Source organism: Serratia nevei, from assembly GCF_037948395.1.
In the GTDB taxonomy this organism is placed as follows: domain Bacteria; phylum Pseudomonadota; class Gammaproteobacteria; order Enterobacterales; family Enterobacteriaceae; genus Serratia; species Serratia nevei.
The window spans coordinates 3073064-3091812 of sequence record NZ_CP149940.1 but is presented as its reverse complement, the minus strand read 5'-3'; the positions used below and the strand labels follow the sequence as shown (position 1 = coordinate 3091812).

Genomic DNA, 18749 nt, shown 5'->3' with positions numbered 1-18749 from the left:
CGATGGCGCAATAGAGGAGGGAAAAACCGCGTTATTTCCGCCATTGCTGCAAGCGCAAAAAATTTTAAAAAATTGCTAAAGGTTGTTAGGGGAGGGCCGATACCTGAGGGGACGGTGGTTGACGCCGTGGGCAAACAAGCCCGAACCTTTTAACTGTGTTGCGAAGAACGCAACTGACTCGTAAGGAAAGCAAACAATGGCACAAGTAATCAACACTAACAGCCTGTCTCTGATGGCGCAGAACAACCTGAACAAATCTCAGTCTTCTCTGGGCACTGCGATTGAGCGTCTGTCTTCCGGTCTGCGTATCAACAGCGCGAAAGACGATGCTGCGGGTCAGGCTATCTCCAACCGTTTCACCGCGAACATCAAAGGCCTGACTCAGGCTTCTCGCAACGCCAACGACGGTATCTCCCTGGCGCAGACCACTGAAGGCGCACTGAACGAAGTTAACGACAACCTGCAGAACATCCGTCGTCTGACTGCTCAGGCTCTGAACGGTTCTAACTCCACCAGCGACCTGAAATCCATCCAGGACGAAGTCACTCAGCGTCTGGCTGAAATCAACCGCATCTCCGAGCAGACCGATTTCAACGGCGTGAAAGTGCTGAGCAGCGATCAGAAACTGACTATTCAGGTTGGCGCTAACGACGGCGAAACCATCGATATCGACCTGAAAAAAATCGATGCTAAGCAACTGGGCCTGGATACTTTCGACGTTACTACTAAATCTGCAAAAGCGGGCGCTGAAATCGCTTCCGGTACTCAGATCTCTGTTGACAGCGACGCCACTGGCGCAACTAAAAAAGCTGCTGATGTGACAGGTCTGGCTGCAGGCAAAACTTTGGTTTCCGGTACTGATGCAAACGGCAAATCTGCTTACTTCATCGCGACTAAAGATGCGACTACTGGCGCAACTTCTTACACCAAAGCTGCTGTTGCAGATGACGGTAAAGTGACTGATTCCGGTACTGACGCTGGCGTTAAAAACCCACTGGATACCCTGGACAAAGCGCTGGCACAGGTTGACGGTCTGCGTTCTTCCCTGGGTGCGGTACAGAACCGTTTCGATTCTGTTATCAACAACCTGAACAGCACCGTGAACAACCTGGCCGCTTCTCAGTCCCGTATCCAGGATGCTGACTACGCGACCGAAGTGTCCAACATGAGCCGTGCCAACATCCTGCAACAGGCTGGCACCTCTGTTCTGGCACAGGCTAACCAGTCTACTCAGAACGTGCTGTCCCTGCTGCGTTAATCGTCTCTCCCGATTAACTGTCGCAAAGAAACCCCGCTTCGGCGGGGTTTTTTTATGCTCGCGCACCGCGCGGTTATTACATGGCGCAAATAAAGCCCGTTTTGTGCGACTGTTCAGCCGATTGGCATTCCGCCCCCTACGCATAATAGCGCTGACTCTCTTATCCGCAGGTTTAAGACATAGTGAGCGATCTGTATACCGCCGAAGGCGTGATGGACAAAAATTCTCTCTGGCTGCGCTACGTCCCGTTAGTGCGCCACGAGGCGTTGCGCCTGCAGGTCAGGCTGCCCGCCAGCGTGGAGCTTGACGACTTGCTGCAGGCCGGGGGAATCGGGCTATTGAACGCCGTTGAGCGTTATGACGCCCTACAAGGAACCGCCTTTACCACCTATGCGGTGCAACGCATTCGCGGCGCGATGCTCGACGAGCTGCGCAGCCGCGACTGGGTGCCGCGCAGCGTGCGGCGCCATGCGCGCGAAGTCGCGCAGGTGATGCGGCAACTGGAACAGCGTTACGGCCGCCCGGCGAGCGAGACGGAAGTGGCGCAGACGCTGAATATCTCGCTGGATGAGTACCGTCAAATTCTGTTGGACACCAATAACAGCCAGCTTTTCTCCTACGACGAATGGCGCGAGGAGCATGGCGAGAACGCGGAACCGATGCTGGAAGGGCATGAAGAGGCCAACCCGCTGCATCACCTGTTGGAAGGCAGCCTGCGCCAGCGGGTGATCGACGCCATCGAGGCGTTGCCGGAGCGCGAAAAAATGGTGCTGACGCTGTATTACCAGGAAGAGTTGAATCTCAAAGAGATCGGCGCCGTGCTGGACGTCGGGGAATCCCGCGTCAGCCAACTGCACAGTCAGGCGATCAAACGGCTGCGCGCGCGGCTGGCGAACGATACCTGACGGCGGCCCACCGCCCCTCAACTCGATGACTCATGCGACAATCGGACTGCCCTTTATGCCAGGAATACTGTTGAAGAAACGGCCGCTTAGCCGTTACCTGAAAGACTACAAGCACAGCCAGACCCATTGCTCCCAGTGCGGCAAACTGTTGGACCGCATGGCGCTGGTGTTTCGCGGCAAGATTATCAATAAAGAAGCCATCGCGCGCATGGATCAGCCGATCGACGATGCGGTCTGGCAAAACGTGCAGCACGAGCTGACCGCGCTGTGCCGCTTCTGCAGCGAGATCTCCTGCAACAGCCACCCCAGCTATTTCGACATCATGGCGTTCAAACAGTATCTGTTCGAGCAGACCGAGATGAGCCACAGCACCATCCGCGAGTATGTGGTGCGGCTGCGCCGGCTGGACGAAATGCTGGTGGCGCGCAACTACCCGGCGGATAAATTCGCCAGCAGCGCCAGCCATCAGCGCATCATCGACGATCTGCCTACCGCGGCGCACAACAACTACCGCATTGCGCTGCGCAAATACGATCAGTATCTCGCCTGGCAGCGCAGCTACTGAGATTTTTCCCCGGCCGTTGGGCCGGGGCCTGCTGTTTCCCCCGTGATAAAGGATGATTATTCAGTTCACATCTGCTAAATCTATCGGTTATCAGATGTTGATATTCGATTCCCTGGGGGGAAGTAGTGAACCTGCAACAACAACTGGCGCAATTTCCGCGTCTGGATCTGGTTGGCACCGCCACACCGCTCGAAAAGCTGTCCCGTCTCTCCGATTACCTCGGCCGCGAAATCTACCTTAAACGTGACGATGTCACTCCTATGGCCATGGGCGGCAACAAGCTGAGAAAGCTTGAGTTTTTGGCCGCCGACGCGCTGCGTCAGGGTGCCGATACGCTGGTCACCGCCGGCGCCATTCAATCCAACCACGTGCGCCAGACGGCGGCGGTGGCGGCGAAACTGGGCCTGCACTGCGTCGCGCTGCTGGAAAACCCTATCGACACCCGCGCGGAAAACTACCTCACCAACGGCAACCGCCTGTTGCTCGGCCTGTTCAACGCCGAGGTGGTGATGTGCGAAGCGCTGCACGATCCGCAGCAGCAGCTGGCGGAGCTGGCGACGCGCCTTGAGGCGCAGGGCTTCCGGCCTTACGTGGTGCCGGTGGGCGGCTCCAATGCCCTGGGCGCGCTGGGATACGTGCAGTGCGCATTGGAAATCGCCGAGCAGAGCCAACGCAGCAACGTGGCGTTCAGTTCGGTGGTGGTGGCGTCCGGCAGCGCCGGCACCCACGCCGGGCTGGCGGTGGGGCTGCAGCAGCTGCTGCCGGAAACCGAACTGATCGGCGTGACCGTCTCGCGTACCGTGATCGATCAGCTGCCGAAGGTGGAGCAGATCCAGAAAGCTCTGGCCTGTTCGCTGAATATCGACGAACTGGCGCCGATCGCGCTGTGGGACGATTACTTCGCGCCGCAATACGGCATGCCGAACGAAGAGGGCATGGCGGCGGTGCAGCTGCTGGCGCAGCAAGAAGGCGTATTGCTGGATCCGGTGTACACCGGCAAAGCGATGGCCGGTTTGATTGACGGCATCGCCCAGCGGCGCTTCCGCGATGAAGGCCCTATTCTGTTCGTTCACACCGGCGGCGCGCCGGCGCTGTTCGCCTACCATCCACAGGTGTAAACACCGCTTGTTATTCCATTTTGAACTATATTTATAAAGTTATATTCCTTTATGCGGGCGGTCGCACTGTTAAAGTGCTGATATCAAAAAAGATAAATAACACACAGGGGTGTTTATGATGTTTGCAAAAGTTCGTCGTCAATGGCTGTTGGGCGTGGTGGGCGTCGCGTTGGCCGCCGGTTTGGCGACCCAAACCTACGCTGCCGACAATCTGCTGCAGCAGGTGAAGCAGCGCGGCACGCTGATCGTCGGCCTGGAAGGCACCTATCCGCCGTTCAGCTTCCAGGGGGAAGACGGCAAGCTGACCGGTTTCGAAGTGGATTTCGCCAACGCGCTGGCGGAACACTTGGGCGTGAAGGCCAAGCTGAACCCGACCAAGTGGGACGGCATGCTGGCTTCGCTGGATTCGAAGCGCATCGACGTGGTCATCAACCAGGTGACGCTCTCCGATGAGCGCAAGAAGAAATATGACTTCTCCACCCCTTACACCGTTTCCGGTATTCAGGCGCTGGTGAAAAAAGGCAACGAAGGCACCATCACCAAGCCGGAAGACCTGAAGGGCAAGAAGGTCGGCGTGGGCCTGGGCACCAACTATGAGCAATGGCTGCGCGCGAATGTGCAGGGCGTGGACGTGCGTACCTACGACGACGACCCGACCAAGTATCAGGATCTGCGCGTTGGCCGCATCAACGCCATTCTGGTGGATCGCCTGGCGGCGCTGGATCTGGTGAAGAAAACCGGCGATACGTTGGCGGTAGCCGGCCCGGCGTTCTCTCGTCAGGAGTCCGGCGTGGCGCTGCGCAAGAACAACCCAGAGCTGCTGGCCGCGATTGACCAGGCGATCGCCGAGATGCAAAAAGACGGCACGATGGCGAAGATCTCCGAGAAATGGTTTGGCGCGGACGTAACTAAATAATGCACGAAAGTATTCAACTGGCGCTGGATTCAGCGCCATTTTTATTGAAGGGCGCAATACTGACGCTTCAGCTCAGCCTGGGCGGCATGGCGTTGGGGTTGCTGCTCGGTTTTCTGCTGGCGCTGATGCGCCTTTCGCCGCTGTGGCCGCTGTCGTGGTTGTCGCGTATCTACGTATCGCTGTTCCGCGGTACGCCGTTGATCGCCCAGCTGTTTATGATCTATTACGGTCTGCCGCAGTTCGGCATCGAGTTCGATCCTTTCCCGGCGGCGCTGATTGGCCTGTCGCTCAATACCGCCGCCTACACCTCGGAAACGCTGCGTGCGGCGATTTCGTCGATCGACAAAGGGCAGTGGGAAGCCGCCGCCAGCATCGGCATGACCCGTTGGCAAACCCTGCGCCGAGTGATCCTGCCGCAGGCGGCGCGCACCGCCTTGCCGCCGCTGGGCAACAGCTTCATCGGCCTGGTGAAAGACACCTCGCTGGCCGCCACCATTCAGGTGCCGGAACTGTTCCGTCAGGCGCAGCTGATCACCTCGCGCACGCTGGAAGTGTTCACCATGTACCTGGCGGCATCGCTGATTTACTGGGTGATGGCGACCCTGCTTTCCGCGCTGCAAAACCGTCTGGAAGCCCACGTTAATCGCCAGGATCAGGAGTAGCGCATGAGTGCCATCGAAGTTAAGCAATTGACCAAGCAGTTTAAGGGTCAGACGGTGCTGCATGGGATCGATCTGGCGGTGGACGCCGGCGAAGTGGTGGCGATCATCGGGCCGAGCGGCTCGGGGAAAACCACCTTATTGCGCTGCATTAACCTGCTGGAGGAGCCGGATTCCGGCACCATTCGCGTCGGCGATATCCTGATCGACGGCAGCAAGCCGCTGAGCAAACAGAAAAATCAGGTGCGGGCTCTGCGCCAGCAGGTCGGTTTCGTGTTCCAGAACTTCAACCTGTTCCCGCACCGTTCGGTGTTGGAAAACATCATCGAAGGGCCGGTGGTCGTCAAGGGCGAGGCGAAAGCCAGCGCGGAACAGCGCGCCCGCGCGTTGCTGGCCAAGGTGGGGCTAAGCGGCAAAGAGCAGGCGTATCCGCGGCGGCTGTCCGGCGGTCAACAGCAGCGGGTGGCTATTGCGCGCGCGCTGGCGATGCAGCCGGAGGTGATTCTGTTCGATGAGCCGACGTCGGCGCTCGATCCCGAGCTGGTGGGGGAAGTGCTCAATACCATGCGCTCATTGGCGGAAGAGAAACGGACCATGGTGATCGTCACCCATGAGATGAGCTTTGCCCGCGACGTGGCGGACCGGGTTATCTTTATGGACCACGGCCGCATCGTTGAACAGGGCCCGGCCAAAGCGCTGTTCGCCAACCCGCAGCACCAGCGCACTCAGCAATTCCTCGACAAATTCTTGAATCAATAAGACGGCGGGGGAGCTTCCCCCGTTCGCATTCACTCCTTTTTCAACAATGCGTTTCGCGCGGCGGCGGCGAGAAATCCGCTGCGACTACCGTATCCCGGATGTTACTGAACCCGAGAGGCAATGCGACGAGTAGCGTTCTGCCACGGTTTGCAAGCAGACTAATTCGTTCTGAGTTCACCCTGTTGTTATCGCCCATGAGGCGCCGCATCCTCATGCCAGGATAGCAAGACGCTAACGGCTGACCGGGCTGCGGGCAATAAAAAACCCTGCACACGTGCAGGGTTTGCGTAGCGGTGAGCCAATCAGGCGGCCATGCATGGCCGCCTTGACGATGCGTTAACCGATGGTCATCAGGCTGGCGTTACCGCCGGCGGCGGCGGTGTTGACGCTCAGCGAACGCTCGATCAGCAGGCGTTCCAACAGGATGTTGGTTTCACCGTGAGCGAAGCCCTGCACCGAGACGATGGCGCCGCCGCGCTGCGCGATCTGCTCGCACAGGGTGCGCAGCTGGTCGGCATCGCCGTGGTAGATGGCGGCGTCGAACTCGACCTTGTCCTGCTGCCAGTCTTTGCTGAAGGCGATGCGCGCCTGCACATCGTTCGGCAAGCGGCGGAACAGATTGCGCTGCAGTTCCGCTTCCGGCCACAGCGCGCTGCTGCCGACCGCCAGCACGGCGGCCAACTGGATCAGCGCGTCGGCTTCGTTATCCGCCAGGCACAGCACGCGTTCACGCGGCAGCAGGGCATAGGTATTGCGCTCGCCGGTCGGGCCCGGCAGCGGACGTACGGTGCCGCCCTGGCCCAGCTCCGCATAGCGCTGCGCCAATGCCGCCAGTTCGCCGTGTTGGCTGGTGACCGCCCATTTCTCCAGCGATTGCAGCGCGCCCAACAGCTGCGGCCGCGCGGTGGCTTCCATCGGGCGCTCGTCGTCCTGACGGTGCAGCGTACGCTGCAGCGCGTCGTCCGGACGGTTAGCCAGCAGACGGTACAGGTACAGCGGGCCGCCGGCTTTCGGGCCGGTGCCCGACAGGCCTTCGCCGCCGAACGGCTGCACGCCGACCACCGCGCCAACCATGTTACGGTTGACGTACAGGTTGCCGACCTTGGCGCGTTCGGTCACCCGGGCGATGGTTTCATCGATACGGGTGTGAATGCCCAGCGTCAGGCCATAACCGGCGGCGTTGATCTGATCGACCAGCGCGTCCAAATTGTTGCGCTGGAAGCGCACCACGTGCAGCACCGGGCCAAAGATCTCTTTTTGCAGCTCGTCGAAGCTGTCGAGTTCGATCAGCGTCGGTTTGATGAAGGTGCCGCGCGCCCACTCTTTCTCATCCTGCGCGCTGCCTTTGGCGGCCTGGTACACCTTGCGGCCTTTGGCGCGCATCGCCTGGATGTGGCGTTCGATGCCGGTTTTGGCTTCGGCGTCGATCACCGGGCCTACGTCGGTAGACAGGCGCTCCGGGTTACCCATGCGGCATTCGGCCATCGCGCCGCGCAGCATTTGCAGCGTGTGCTCGGCCACGTCTTCCTGAATGCACAGGATACGCAGCGCGGAGCAGCGCTGGCCGGCGCTGTCGAAGGCGGAGGCCACCACGTCGGTGACGACTTGTTCGGTCAGGGCCGAAGAGTCGACGATCATGGCGTTCAGGCCGCCGGTTTCGGCGATCAGCGGCGTCGGACGGCCTTGCGGATCCAGGCGACCGGCGATGCTGCGCTGCAGAATGCCGGCGACGTCGGTGGAGCCGGTAAACATCACGCCGCGGACGCGGGCATCGTTGACCAGCGTTGAGCCAACGGTTTCACCCTGGCCCGGCAGCAGCTGCAGCACGCCTTGCGGAATGCCGGCTTCCAGCAGGATGCGCACCGCCTGCGCGGCGACCAGCGGCGTTTGCTCGGCCGGTTTGGCCAGCACGCTGTTGCCCGCCGCCAGCGCCGCGGCGATTTGGCCGGTGAAGATCGCCAGCGGGAAGTTCCACGGGCTGATGCAGACCACTGGGCCCAGCGGACGGTGGCTGTCGTTGGCGAAATCGTCGCGTACCTGGCCGGCGTAGTAGTGCAGGAAGTCCACCGCTTCGCGCACTTCGGCGATGGCGTTGTTGAAGGTTTTACCCGCTTCACGCACCAGAATGCCCAGCAGGCTTTGCAGCTGACTCTCCATCAACTCGGCGGCGCGTTCGAGGATCGCGGCGCGCTCCGTCGGCGGCGTAGCGAACCAGATTGGGCCGGCGGCCGCGGCGGCGTCGAGCGCACGGCTGACTTCGCCTTCGGTGGCTTCACGCACGTAGCCGACCACATCGCCCGGCTCGGCCGGGTTAATCACCGGTTGCTCCACGCCCTGATCCAATTCGGCGTCGATGATAGGTTCCGCGCGCCACGGATGGCTGGCGCTGGTGAGCAGGGCGCTGGAGAGCGAGGCCAGACGCTGTTCGTTGGACAGATCCAGACCGCTGGAGTTAGTGCGTTTCTCGCCGTACAGCTCGCGCGGCAGCGGAATGCGCGGATGCGGCAGGCCAATCTGGCCTTCGCTGGCTGCCAGCGCTTCCACGGCGCTGACCGGATCGGCCACCAGCTCGTCGAGCGGCAGGGTGGCATCGGCGATGCGGTTGACGAACGAGGTGTTGGCGCCGTTTTCCAGCAGGCGGCGCACCAGGTAAGCCAGCAGCGTTTCATGGGTGCCGACCGGCGCATAGATGCGGCAAGGGCGGTTCAGTTTGCCGTCGGCCACTTTACCCACCACCTGCTCGTACAGCGGCTCACCCATGCCGTGCAGGCACTGGAACTCATACTGGCCAGGGTAGTAGTTGTTGCCGGCCAGATGATAGATGGCGCTCAGGGTATGGGCGTTGTGGGTCGCGAACTGCGGATAAATCAGGTTCGGCACCGACAGCAGCTTGCGGGCGCAGGCCAGGTAAGAAACGTCGGTATAGACCTTGCGGGTGTAGACCGGGTAGCCTTCCAGGCCGTCCATCTGGGCGCGTTTGATTTCGCTGTCCCAGTAGGCGCCCTTCACCAGACGGATCATCAGGCGACGGCGGCTGCGTTGCGCCATGTCGATCACCGCGTCGATGGCGAACGGACAGCGTTTTTGGTAGGCCTGGATCACGAAACCGATGCCGTTCCAGCCGGCCAGCTGCGGTTCGAAGCACAGCTTCTCCAGCAGATCGAGCGAGATCTCCAGGCGGTCGGCCTCTTCGGCGTCGATGTTGATGCCGATATCGTACTGGCGTGCCTGCAGGGTCAGCGACAGCAGGCGCGGGTAGAGCTCTTCCATGACGCGTTCGTACTGCGCGCGGCTGTAGCGCGGGTGCAGGGCGGACAGCTTGATGGAGATGCCGGGGCCTTCATAGATGCCGCGGCCGTTGGAGGCTTTGCCGATGGCGTGGATCGCCTGCTGGTAGGAAACCAGGTAGGCCTGCGCGTCGGCTTCGGTCAGGGCGGCTTCGCCCAGCATGTCGTAGGAGTAGCGGAAGCCTTTTTCTTCGAGCTTGCGCGCGTTGGCCAGCGCTTCGGCGATGGTTTCGCCGGTCACGAACTGTTCGCCCATCAGGCGCATCGCCATGTCCACGCCTTTGCGGATCAGCGGTTCGCCGCTCTTGCCGATAATGCGGTTCAGCGAACGGGACAGATTGGCTTCGTTATGCGTGGACACCAGCTTGCCGGTGAACAGCAAGCCCCAGGTCGCGGCGTTGACGAACAGCGACGGGCTGCGCCCGAGGTGCGAGTGCCAGTTGCCGTTGCTGATCTTGTCGCGGATCAGGGCATCGCGGGTCGGTTTGTCCGGAATGCGCAGCAGCGCTTCCGCCAGGCACATCAGCGCCACGCCTTCCTGCGAAGAGAGGGAGAACTCTTGCAGCAGGCCTTGCACCATGCCGGCGCGGCCGTTTGCACTTTTTTGGTTACGCAACTTCTCGGCGATACCATAGGCCATTTTGTGAGTGGCCTGTGCAAGATCGGCGGGTAATCGCGCCTGTTCGAGCAACATCGGCACCGCTTCGGTCTCCGGACGACGATAGGCGGCGGTGATGGCGGCGCGGGTAACCGACTGCGGCAGAATTTGTTCGGCAAAATCGAGGAATGGCTGGTGTGACTCTTCCTGCGCTTGCGGCATAATGTCGTCCGCTTCAGGCTGGCCCGCAGCGGCCAGCGCTGGAATTTCAGGAATATCGGAACCGCTCTCGAGACGCTCGAGGTAATTAAAGATGGCCTGCTTGATGAGCCAGTGCGGCGTGCGATCGATGCGCTGTGCGGCGCTCTTGATCCGGTCGCGTGTTGCCTCGTCGAGTTTCACGCCCATTGTGGTAGTGCCCATGCCAATCCAACTCCTGTGTTTAGAACCTATCCCATCAGGCTAGACAAACAGCAGGCCGGAAAGCCTGTTGGGATAGGTTCGTGAGATGTGTGGTGTCAAGAATGCAGACAATATCCTGCATGTTGCAACTTTGTGCAACCTTGTTAAATCAGGCTGATGAGCGAAGTGTGAGTTTCATCGATTTTTTAACATGGCCAGTTGGCACGAATGTTGCGTTATTGAGCGAATGCGTCGGGGTTTATGCTGCCGCAGACGCTTTACCTTGCGGTATATAAGGGTAATAACCAGGTGCAACTCATTTTGCTTGTCGTGAGTGCAACCTTTGAGCCCGGTAAATGTGACGCAGGGTAAACTTTGTGTAACTTTGTTGTTAAATATCTTGTTGGTTGATGAAAGGCTCATCTAGGATAACCGACGGTCAACAATTACGGGCAGAAACTATTTTACCTGCACTTGCTCGCAGGCTGCGCCACGTTCCGGCGCGGCGGCCAGTGAAATGCATTGCGCGTGGATTTACCGGCGCCGGCTTGGCCGGAGCGAAACGCGAATAATAATGAAAGTGGAGAATTAAATGACAATGAGCACACCTATGCTGGTGACCTTCCTGGTGTACATTTTCGGGATGGTGCTGATCGGCCTGCTTGCCTACCGGGCAACCAACAACTTTGATGACTATATTCTCGGCGGCCGCAGTTTGGGCAGCGTGGTGACCGCGCTGTCCGCCGGCGCTTCCGACATGAGCGGCTGGTTGCTGATGGGCCTGCCGGGCGCCATCTTCCTCTCCGGCATCTCCGAAAGCTGGATCGCTATCGGCCTGACCATCGGCGCTTACCTGAACTGGAAGCTGGTGGCAGGAAGGCTGCGCGTACATACCGAAGCCAACAACAACGCCCTGACGCTGCCGGATTATTTCACCAGCCGCTTTGAAGACAACAGCAAGCTGCTGCGCGTGATCTCGGCCATCGTCATCCTGGTGTTCTTCACCATTTACTGCGCCTCCGGCATCGTAGCCGGCGCGCGCCTGTTCGAAAGCACCTTCGGCATGAGCTACGAAACCGCCCTGTGGGCCGGCGCCGCGGCGACCATCCTCTACACCTTTATCGGCGGTTTCCTGGCGGTAAGCTGGACCGACACCGTGCAGGCCAGCCTGATGATTTTCGCGCTGATCCTGACGCCGGTGATCGTGATCTTTGCCGTCGGCGGCATCGATACCTCGATGCTGGTGATCCAGGCGCAGAACCCGGCCAACCTCGACATGCTGAAAGGGCTGAACTTCGTCGCCATCCTGTCGCTGCTGGGGTGGGGCCTGGGCTACTTCGGTCAGCCGCACATCCTGGCGCGTTTCATGGCGGCGGATTCTCACCGCACCATCCGCAGCGCGCGTCGCATCAGCATGACCTGGATGATCCTGTGCCTGGCCGGCACCATCGCCGTCGGTTTCTTCGGTATTGCTTACTTCGCCAACAACCCGGATCAAGCCGGTAACGTGTCGAAGAACGGGGAACGCGTGTTCATCGAACTGGCGATGCTGCTGTTCAACCCATGGGTAGCGGGCGTGCTGCTGTCGGCGATTCTGGCGGCGGTCATGAGTACCCTGAGCTGCCAGCTGCTGGTGTGCTCCAGCGCGATCACCGAAGACCTGTACAAGGCGTTCCTGCGTAAAGGCGCCAGCCAGCGCGAGCTGGTGTGGGTCGGCCGCGTGATGGTGCTGGTGGTGGCGTTGATCGCCATCGCGCTGGCGGCCAATCCGGAGAACCGCGTGCTGGGCCTGGTGAGCTACGCCTGGGCCGGTTTCGGCGCCGCCTTCGGTCCGGTGGTGCTGATTTCGGTGATGTGGTCGCGCATGACCCGCAACGGCGCGCTGGCCGGTATGCTGGTCGGTGCGGTGACGGTGATCGTCTGGAAACAGTACGAATGGCTGGGGCTGTATGAAATCATCCCGGGCTTCATCCTGGGTTGCCTTGCCATCGTGGTGGTGAGCCTGATGGGCCGCCAGCCTTCCACCACCGTGACCGAGCGTTTCGATCAGGCGGAAGCCGAGTACAAAACGGTGTAACGCCGTTCGATGTCAGTCGGTAAGGGGCGCGCAGAGCGCCCCTTTTTTTGCCTGCCGATCGCCGTCATCCGGCTGTAACACCTGGCGACATTTGATTAGAAAAAATCACCGTCATGCCTCTTGTATTTATTCTTGGCAGAATGATAATCACTCTCGTTGGTTTTTACGTTTCTTTACATAGTCGCCGCGGCTCATTTCGCAAGCACCGTCTCTGCCGCCGCGGTCTTTTCAGGGGTGATTATTTATGTTCGTTCCCTTTCTTATCATGTTCCGTGAGGGGCTGGAGGCCGCGCTGATCGTCAGCCTGATCGCCAGCTACCTGAAGCGCACGCAGCGCAGCCAATGGCTGGGCGCGGTGTGGATCGGCGTGATTGTCGCTGCGGCGTTGTGTCTGGCGCTCGGTATCTTCATCAATGAAACCACCGGCGAGTTCCCGCAGAAACAGCAGGAGCTGTTCGAGGGCATTGTGGCGGTGGTGGCGGTGGTGATCCTCACCTATATGGTGTTCTGGATGCGTAAGGTGTCCAAGTCGGTCAAGGTGCATCTGGAAGGGGCGATCGATCAGGCGCTCAGCGCCGGTAAAGGGCAGGGTTGGGCGCTGGTGGCGATGGTGTTCTTCGCCGTGGCGCGCGAAGGGCTGGAGTCGGTGTTCTTCCTGCTGGCGGCGTTCCAGCAAGACGTGGGCGCCGCGGCGCCGATCGGCGCGGTGCTCGGCCTGGTGGCCGCCATCGTGCTGGGCATGATGATTTATTGGGGCGGGGTGAAGCTGCACCTGGCCAAGTTTTTCAAATGGACCAGCCTGTTCATTCTGTTCGTTGCCGCCGGCCTGGCCGCCGGGGCGATTCGCGCCTTCCACGAAGCCGGCCTGTGGAACCACTTCCAGGACATCGCCTTCGATTTCAGCAGCACCCTGTCGACCCATTCGCTGTTCGGCACCCTGCTGGAAGGTATTCTCGGTTATCAGGAAGCGCCAACGGTCAGCGAAGTGGCCGTCTATTTCCTGTATCTGATCCCGGCGCTGATTTTCTTTTTCCTGCCGCAGCGCGCGGAGCCGGCAGCGGCCCCGGCGCAACGTAAAATCAATCATTAATGTTTAATAGGGAATCTCGTATGTCTACTCCGTTATTTCGCCGCAAGGCGTTGCACGCAGCATTACTGGCTATCCCGGCGTTTGCGCTGAGCATCGACGCGTTGGCGGCGGACGTGCCGCAGGTCAAGGTCACGGTCAACGACAAGCAGTGCGAACCGATGCAGCTGACGGTGCCGGCCGGCAAGACGCAGTTTGTGGTGCATAACACCAGCCAGAAAAACGTCGAATGGGAAATCCTGAAAGGGGTGATGGTGGTGGAAGAGCGCGAAAACATCGCGCCGGGCTTCACCCAGAAAATGACCGCCACGCTGGAAGCGGGCGAATACGACATGACCTGCGGGTTGCTCAGCAACCCGAAAGGCAAACTGACCGTCACCGCAGCCACCAACGGTGCCACCGACGGCAAACCGAACGCGCTGGATCTGGTTGGCCCGATCGCCGAATACAAAGTCTACGTTATCAAAGAAGTCGACGGGCTGGTGAAACAGACCAAGCTGTTCACTGACGCGGTGAAGGCCGGCAACGTGGAGCAAGCGCGCAAGCTGTACGCGCCGACCCGCCAGCACTATGAGCGCATCGAGCCGATCGCCGAGCTGTTCTCCGATCTGGACGGCAGCATTGACGCCCGTGAGGACGACTACGAGAAGAAATCGGCGGATCCGAACTTTACCGGCTTCCACCGTCTGGAGAAGGCGCTGTTTGCCGACAACTCGACCAAAGACATGGGCAAATATGCCGATCGTCTGTATCACGACACCGTTGAACTGCAAAAACGCGTGGGTGAACTGACCTTCCCGCCGAGCAAGGTGGTGGGCGGCGCAGCCGGGCTGATCGAAGAAGTGGCGGCCAGCAAGATCAGCGGTGAAGAAGACCGTTACAGCCGCACCGACCTGTGGGATTTCCAGGCCAACGTCGACGGCGCGCAGAAGATCGTCAACCTGCTGCGCCCGCTGTTGGTCAAGGCCAACAAGCCGCTGCTGGACAAGATCGACGCCAACTTCAAAACCGTCGACACCATTTTGGCGAAGTACCAAACCAAAGAGGGGTATGAGTCCTATGAGAAGCTGACCGATGCCGACCGCAATGCGTTGAAAGGGCCGATCACCACGCTGGCGGAAGACCTTTCCCAACTGCGCGGCGTATTGGGTCTGGACTGAGGCATAAGGTTATGAGCAACAAGGCAGGCCCGAATAACGGGCCTCACCCGCACTCTCAGGAGGCGGCATCCCCTTCACGCCGCCGTTTGCTGCAGGGGCTGGGGCTGAGCGCGCTGGCGCTGGGCGGCAGCCGCCTGGTGCAGGCGGCGGACAAAGCGGCGGAGCCGTTGGCGGCGCCGCAGGATGAGCGCTGGCAGAAACAGCCGTTTTATGGCCGCCATCAGGCCGGGGTGCTGACCCCGCAACAGGCGGCGATGATGCTGGTGGCGTTCGACGTGCTGGCGACCAGCAAAGCGGATCTGGAGCGCCTGTTCCGGCTGTTGACCGACCGCATCGCGTTCCTGACCCACGGCGGCAAGGCGCCGGAGGTGGACGCCAAATTGCCGCCGCTCGATTCGGGGATCATGGGGCCGGAGATTTACCCGGACAACCTGACCATCACCGTCTCGATCGGCGCATCGCTGTTCGACGAACGCTTTGGCCTGCAGGCGCAAAAGCCGCTGCGGTTGCAGAAAATGACCCGCTTCCCCAACGATGCGCTGGACGCCGGGCTTTGCCACGGCGATCTGCTGCTGCAGATCTGCGCCAACACCAATGAAACGGTGATCCACGCACTGCGCGACATCATCAAGCATTCGCCGGATCTGCTCAGCGTGCGCTGGAAGCGCGAAGGGTTTATCTCCGCGCATGCGGCGCGCAGCAAAGGCAAAGAGACGCCGATCAACCTGCTGGGCTTCAAAGACGGCACCGCCAACCCGAAAACCGACGACAAACCGCTGATGGATAAGGTGGTGTGGGTCGGCGACAACGTCGGCGAGCCGGCGTGGACGGCGGGCGGCAGCTACCAGGCGGCGCGTATTATTCGCTTCCGCGTGGAGTTTTGGGATCGCACGCCGCTGCAGGAGCAGGAAACCATTTTCGGCCGCGAAAAGCACAGCGGCGCGCCGCTCGGCATGAAGCATGAACATGACGAGCCGAACTACGCGAACGATCCCGACGGCAAGGTGATCCCGATGGACGCGCACATCCGGTTGGCTAACCCCCGCACGCCGGAAAGCCAAAGTAACCTTATGTTGCGACGTGGCTACAGCTATTCCCTTGGCGTTTCCAATGCCGGGCAGCTGGAAATGGGGCTGCTGTTCGTCTGCTATCAGGCCGATCTGGAAAAAGGATTCCTGACGGTGCAAAAAAGGCTCAACGGCGAAGCGCTGGAAGAATACATCAAGCCGATCGGCGGCGGATACTTCTTCGTATTGCCGGGGGTGAAAGAGGGCGGCGACTATTTGGCCAGCGGCCTGCTCAAGGCCTGAGCACGCAATAACGAGGCGGGATCTTCCGCCTCGTTTTACGTTGGCTTGCCTATTGTGCTGGACATTAAGCGACGGAGTTCAATTCAATCCGTCGCCTGCGGATTAAAAAATCTGAAGGGCCCGCCGACTTTGGGGTGTGCAAATTTTAATCGAGAAACTAAAGTGTCATTCGCGGCTTTTAATTGTAATTAATTGATATTAATAGGATAAAAATTTTTCTGGAATGACGCGCCGAGCGTGATATAGTGTTTTTGCGCTAACTGAAAACAAAAGATATAAAATTTTTTTACATTTTAGTAACGCGGCAGGATTGAATGTCATTATACTGTAATCATCTGGCGGTAGTTTTCACACGGTGCACAGCTTGAAGCTGTAAATATCACTGCGGGGATCGCTAATGGTAAAGTCCTTGGTTGGGCTGGAAAGAAAAAATAACACATCTCCCCTGATTTCTCGTTGTAACGAGGGTTCTCTCTCCGACTCTCTTTTACCGGCAACCCCGCACTCTTATCGCTATCGAATCTCATCACTTTTTACTCCACGTTTTTTAATGCAGTCCGCGTTGTCCCGTGAAGACACGGCGCTTAAGCGTTGCCGTCGATTCACCTTGTCCCTTGGCTCTTATTGGCTCGGAGGAGGCCAAAACCTAATACGTGTGTGAAACATAATCGCGCGGCCTGGCCGTTGCGGTAGGTGAAACAAACTGTAAGGTGCCACTATGGGTAGACAGAAAGCAGTGATCAAAGCACGTCGTGAAGCGAAACGCGTTATTCGTCGTGACGCTCGTAGTCATCGCCAGCTGGAAGAAGAGTCTGTGACCTCGCTGGTGCAAATGGGGGGAGTCGAGTCTATCGGCATGGCGCGAGACAAGCGCGATAGCTCACCCATCGAGGCTAGAACCGAAGCTCAGGGTCATTACTTATCAGCCATAGAGAATAAGCAGCTGATCTTCGCCACCGGCGAAGCCGGCTGTGGCAAAACATTCATCAGCGCCGCCAAGGCGGCGGAGGCGCTGATCCATAAAGAGGTGGATCGGATTATCGTTACCCGTCCTGTTTTGCAGGCGGATGAAGACCTTGGCTTCTTGCCGGGTGATATCTCCGAGAAATTCGCGCCTTATTTCCGCCCGGTGTATGACATTCTGGTGCGCCGTTTAGGCTCTTCCTTTATGCAGTACTGCCTGCGCCCGGAAATCGGCAAGGTAGAGATTGCGCCGTTCGCTTATATGCGCGGACGCACCTTCGAAAATGCGGTCGTTATCCTGGATGAAGCCCAGAACGTGACCGCCAGCCAGATGAAAATGTTCCTGACCCGCCTGGGAGAAAACGTGACGGTTATCGTCAACGGCGACGTGACCCAGTGCGACTTGCCGCGCGGCGTGAAATCCGGCCTCAGCGACGCGCTGGAGCGCTTCGAAGAGGACGAGATGATTGGCGTTATCCGCTTTGAGAAACAGGACTGTGTGCGCTCTGCTTTGTGCCAGCGCACGCTCAACGCTTACAGTTAACCTATCCGCTAATGGAAAGGCCGCTTCGGCGGCCTTTTTTATCTCCGTAATTTCCCCTCTCGTTTAACCTTTGTGTAAATTATTGTGGTTTTTTGTATAGATTTTCGTTGAGTTAGCGTTAATGATTAATGGGTTCCAGATTGGCGCGCAACTTGCGTGCGCCGCCAAAAGGACACTATCTGGGGTGTGCGCCGCGCGGCGCATTGAGCGTGAGTTCCTTGATGCGATTCAAACATGAAATATATCATTCTGATTTTGCTTATTTTATGCGTCGTCTATGTGCATTACCGCGGGCGGGTTCGCTACAACGTGTGGCGACAGCTGTCTGACCATTCCACCTTTACCGCACCGCTGAACGTCTTTATGTACCTGTTTTCCCGCGTGCCGACCACGCCGTACCTGAAGCCGGAGCAGTTCCCTGAGCTGGCGGTACTGCGGGAGAATTGGGAAACCATCCGCGACGAAGGACAGAAGCTGATGGAGATCCAGCAGATCAAAGCGTCCGATCAATTCAACGACGCCGGGTTCAACTCGTTCTTCAAGACCGGCTGGAAACGCTTTTATCTGAAATGGTATGAGGACAGCCATCCTTCCGCCATGACCCTGTGCCCGCAGACCACGGAACTGCTGCGCAGCCTGCCTTCGGTCAAGGCGGCGATGTTCGCCGAACTGCCGGACGGCAGCCGTTTGCCGCGCCACCGCGATCCTTACGCCGGTTCGCTGCGTTATCACCTGGGGCTGATTACCCCCAACGATGACCGCTGCTTCATCGAGGTGGACGGCGAGCGCTACAGCTGGCGCGACGGTGAAGGCGTGATGTTCGATGAAACTTACCTGCACTACGCGGAAAATCAGAGCGGGCAGAATCGTCTGATCCTGTTCTGCGACATCGAACGGCCGATGCGCTACCGCTGGGCGCAGGTGGTGAACCACTGGCTGGGGCGCAATCTGATGAGCGCCGCCACCGCGCCGAACGAAGAGGGCGATCGCACCGGCGGCGTCAACAAGATGTTCAAATACATCTATGCGATACGCCGGGTGGGGAAACGCCTGAAGGCCTGGAACCGCACCGGTTATTACATCATCAAGTGGATTTTGTTCGGGGGGATCGCCGCGGCGATATTCTTCTCGGTATAACGAA

The 18749-nt window shown here is 59.3% G+C and carries 14 protein-coding genes; 13 read left to right on the top strand and 1 reads right to left on the bottom strand.

Annotated elements, in window-relative coordinates:
- Positions 1 to 196 precede the first annotated feature (196 nt).
- From V8N38_RS14840 to tcyN, 7 genes are all read left to right on the top strand, one after another.
- Positions 197 to 1258, top strand: a complete 1062-nt coding sequence (locus V8N38_RS14840) for a FliC/FljB family flagellin (RefSeq protein WP_147839811.1) — start codon at positions 197 to 199, stop codon at positions 1256 to 1258.
- 182 nt (positions 1259 to 1440) lie between these two features.
- Entirely contained in the window at positions 1441 to 2163 is a 723-nt protein-coding gene (locus V8N38_RS14835) for an RNA polymerase sigma factor FliA (protein WP_004934752.1), read from the top strand.
- A gap of 55 nt (positions 2164 to 2218) precedes the next feature.
- Entirely contained in the window at positions 2219 to 2728 is a 510-nt protein-coding gene (gene fliZ, locus V8N38_RS14830; protein WP_025303240.1) for a flagella biosynthesis regulatory protein FliZ, read from the top strand.
- Positions 2729 to 2853: 125 nt separating this feature from the next.
- Entirely contained in the window at positions 2854 to 3846 is a 993-nt protein-coding gene (locus tag V8N38_RS14825; protein ID WP_025303239.1) for a D-cysteine desulfhydrase, read from the top strand.
- Positions 3847 to 3961: 115 nt separating this feature from the next.
- On the top strand, positions 3962 to 4762 hold the full coding sequence (gene tcyJ, locus V8N38_RS14820; RefSeq protein ID WP_049197982.1) for a cystine ABC transporter substrate-binding protein: 801 nt from the start codon (positions 3962 to 3964) through the stop codon (positions 4760 to 4762).
- Positions 4762 to 5424 (top strand): cystine ABC transporter permease, encoded by a 663-nt coding sequence (gene tcyL, locus V8N38_RS14815; protein ID WP_025303237.1) that lies wholly within the window; start codon positions 4762 to 4764, stop codon positions 5422 to 5424. Before tcyJ ends, tcyL begins: the two co-directional genes overlap by 1 nt.
- Before the next feature lie 3 nt (positions 5425 to 5427).
- Positions 5428 to 6180, top strand: coding sequence for an L-cystine ABC transporter ATP-binding protein TcyN (gene tcyN, locus V8N38_RS14810; protein WP_060424097.1), 753 nt, complete (start codon positions 5428 to 5430; stop codon positions 6178 to 6180).
- A gap of 336 nt (positions 6181 to 6516) precedes the next feature.
- On the opposite strand, the gene putA is transcribed toward tcyN, so the two are convergent.
- Entirely contained in the window at positions 6517 to 10488 is a 3972-nt protein-coding gene (gene putA / locus V8N38_RS14800; RefSeq protein ID WP_055312424.1) for a trifunctional transcriptional regulator/proline dehydrogenase/L-glutamate gamma-semialdehyde dehydrogenase, read from the bottom strand.
- A gap of 571 nt (positions 10489 to 11059) precedes the next feature.
- Between putA and putP the strand changes: the two genes are divergently transcribed.
- The 6 genes from putP (at position 11060) to lpxO (ending at position 18745) form a co-directional block, all read left to right on the top strand.
- Positions 11060 to 12544, top strand: a complete 1485-nt coding sequence (putP, locus tag V8N38_RS14795) for a sodium/proline symporter PutP (RefSeq protein WP_060439729.1) — start codon at positions 11060 to 11062, stop codon at positions 12542 to 12544.
- A 244-nt stretch (positions 12545 to 12788) separates the two neighbouring features.
- A complete protein-coding gene (gene efeU, locus V8N38_RS14790; protein ID WP_060423658.1) occupies positions 12789 to 13634 on the top strand; it encodes an iron uptake transporter permease EfeU in 846 nt (281 codons plus the stop codon).
- A 20-nt stretch (positions 13635 to 13654) separates the two neighbouring features.
- Positions 13655 to 14791 carry an iron uptake system protein EfeO gene (gene efeO, locus V8N38_RS14785; protein WP_047730479.1) on the top strand — a complete coding sequence of 379 codons (1137 nt, stop codon included), beginning with the start codon at positions 13655 to 13657 and terminating at the stop codon, positions 14789 to 14791.
- Positions 14792 to 14802: 11 nt separating this feature from the next.
- Positions 14803 to 16101 (top strand): iron uptake transporter deferrochelatase/peroxidase subunit, encoded by a 1299-nt coding sequence (gene efeB, locus V8N38_RS14780; RefSeq protein WP_100395645.1) that lies wholly within the window; start codon positions 14803 to 14805, stop codon positions 16099 to 16101.
- Between the two features lie 718 nt (positions 16102 to 16819).
- On the top strand, positions 16820 to 17608 hold the full coding sequence (phoH, locus tag V8N38_RS14775; protein ID WP_015378226.1) for a phosphate starvation-inducible protein PhoH: 789 nt from the start codon (positions 16820 to 16822) through the stop codon (positions 17606 to 17608).
- Positions 17609 to 17842: 234 nt separating this feature from the next.
- Entirely contained in the window at positions 17843 to 18745 is a 903-nt protein-coding gene (gene lpxO / locus V8N38_RS14770; RefSeq protein ID WP_147839840.1) for a lipid A hydroxylase LpxO, read from the top strand.
- Positions 18746 to 18749 lie beyond the last annotated feature (4 nt).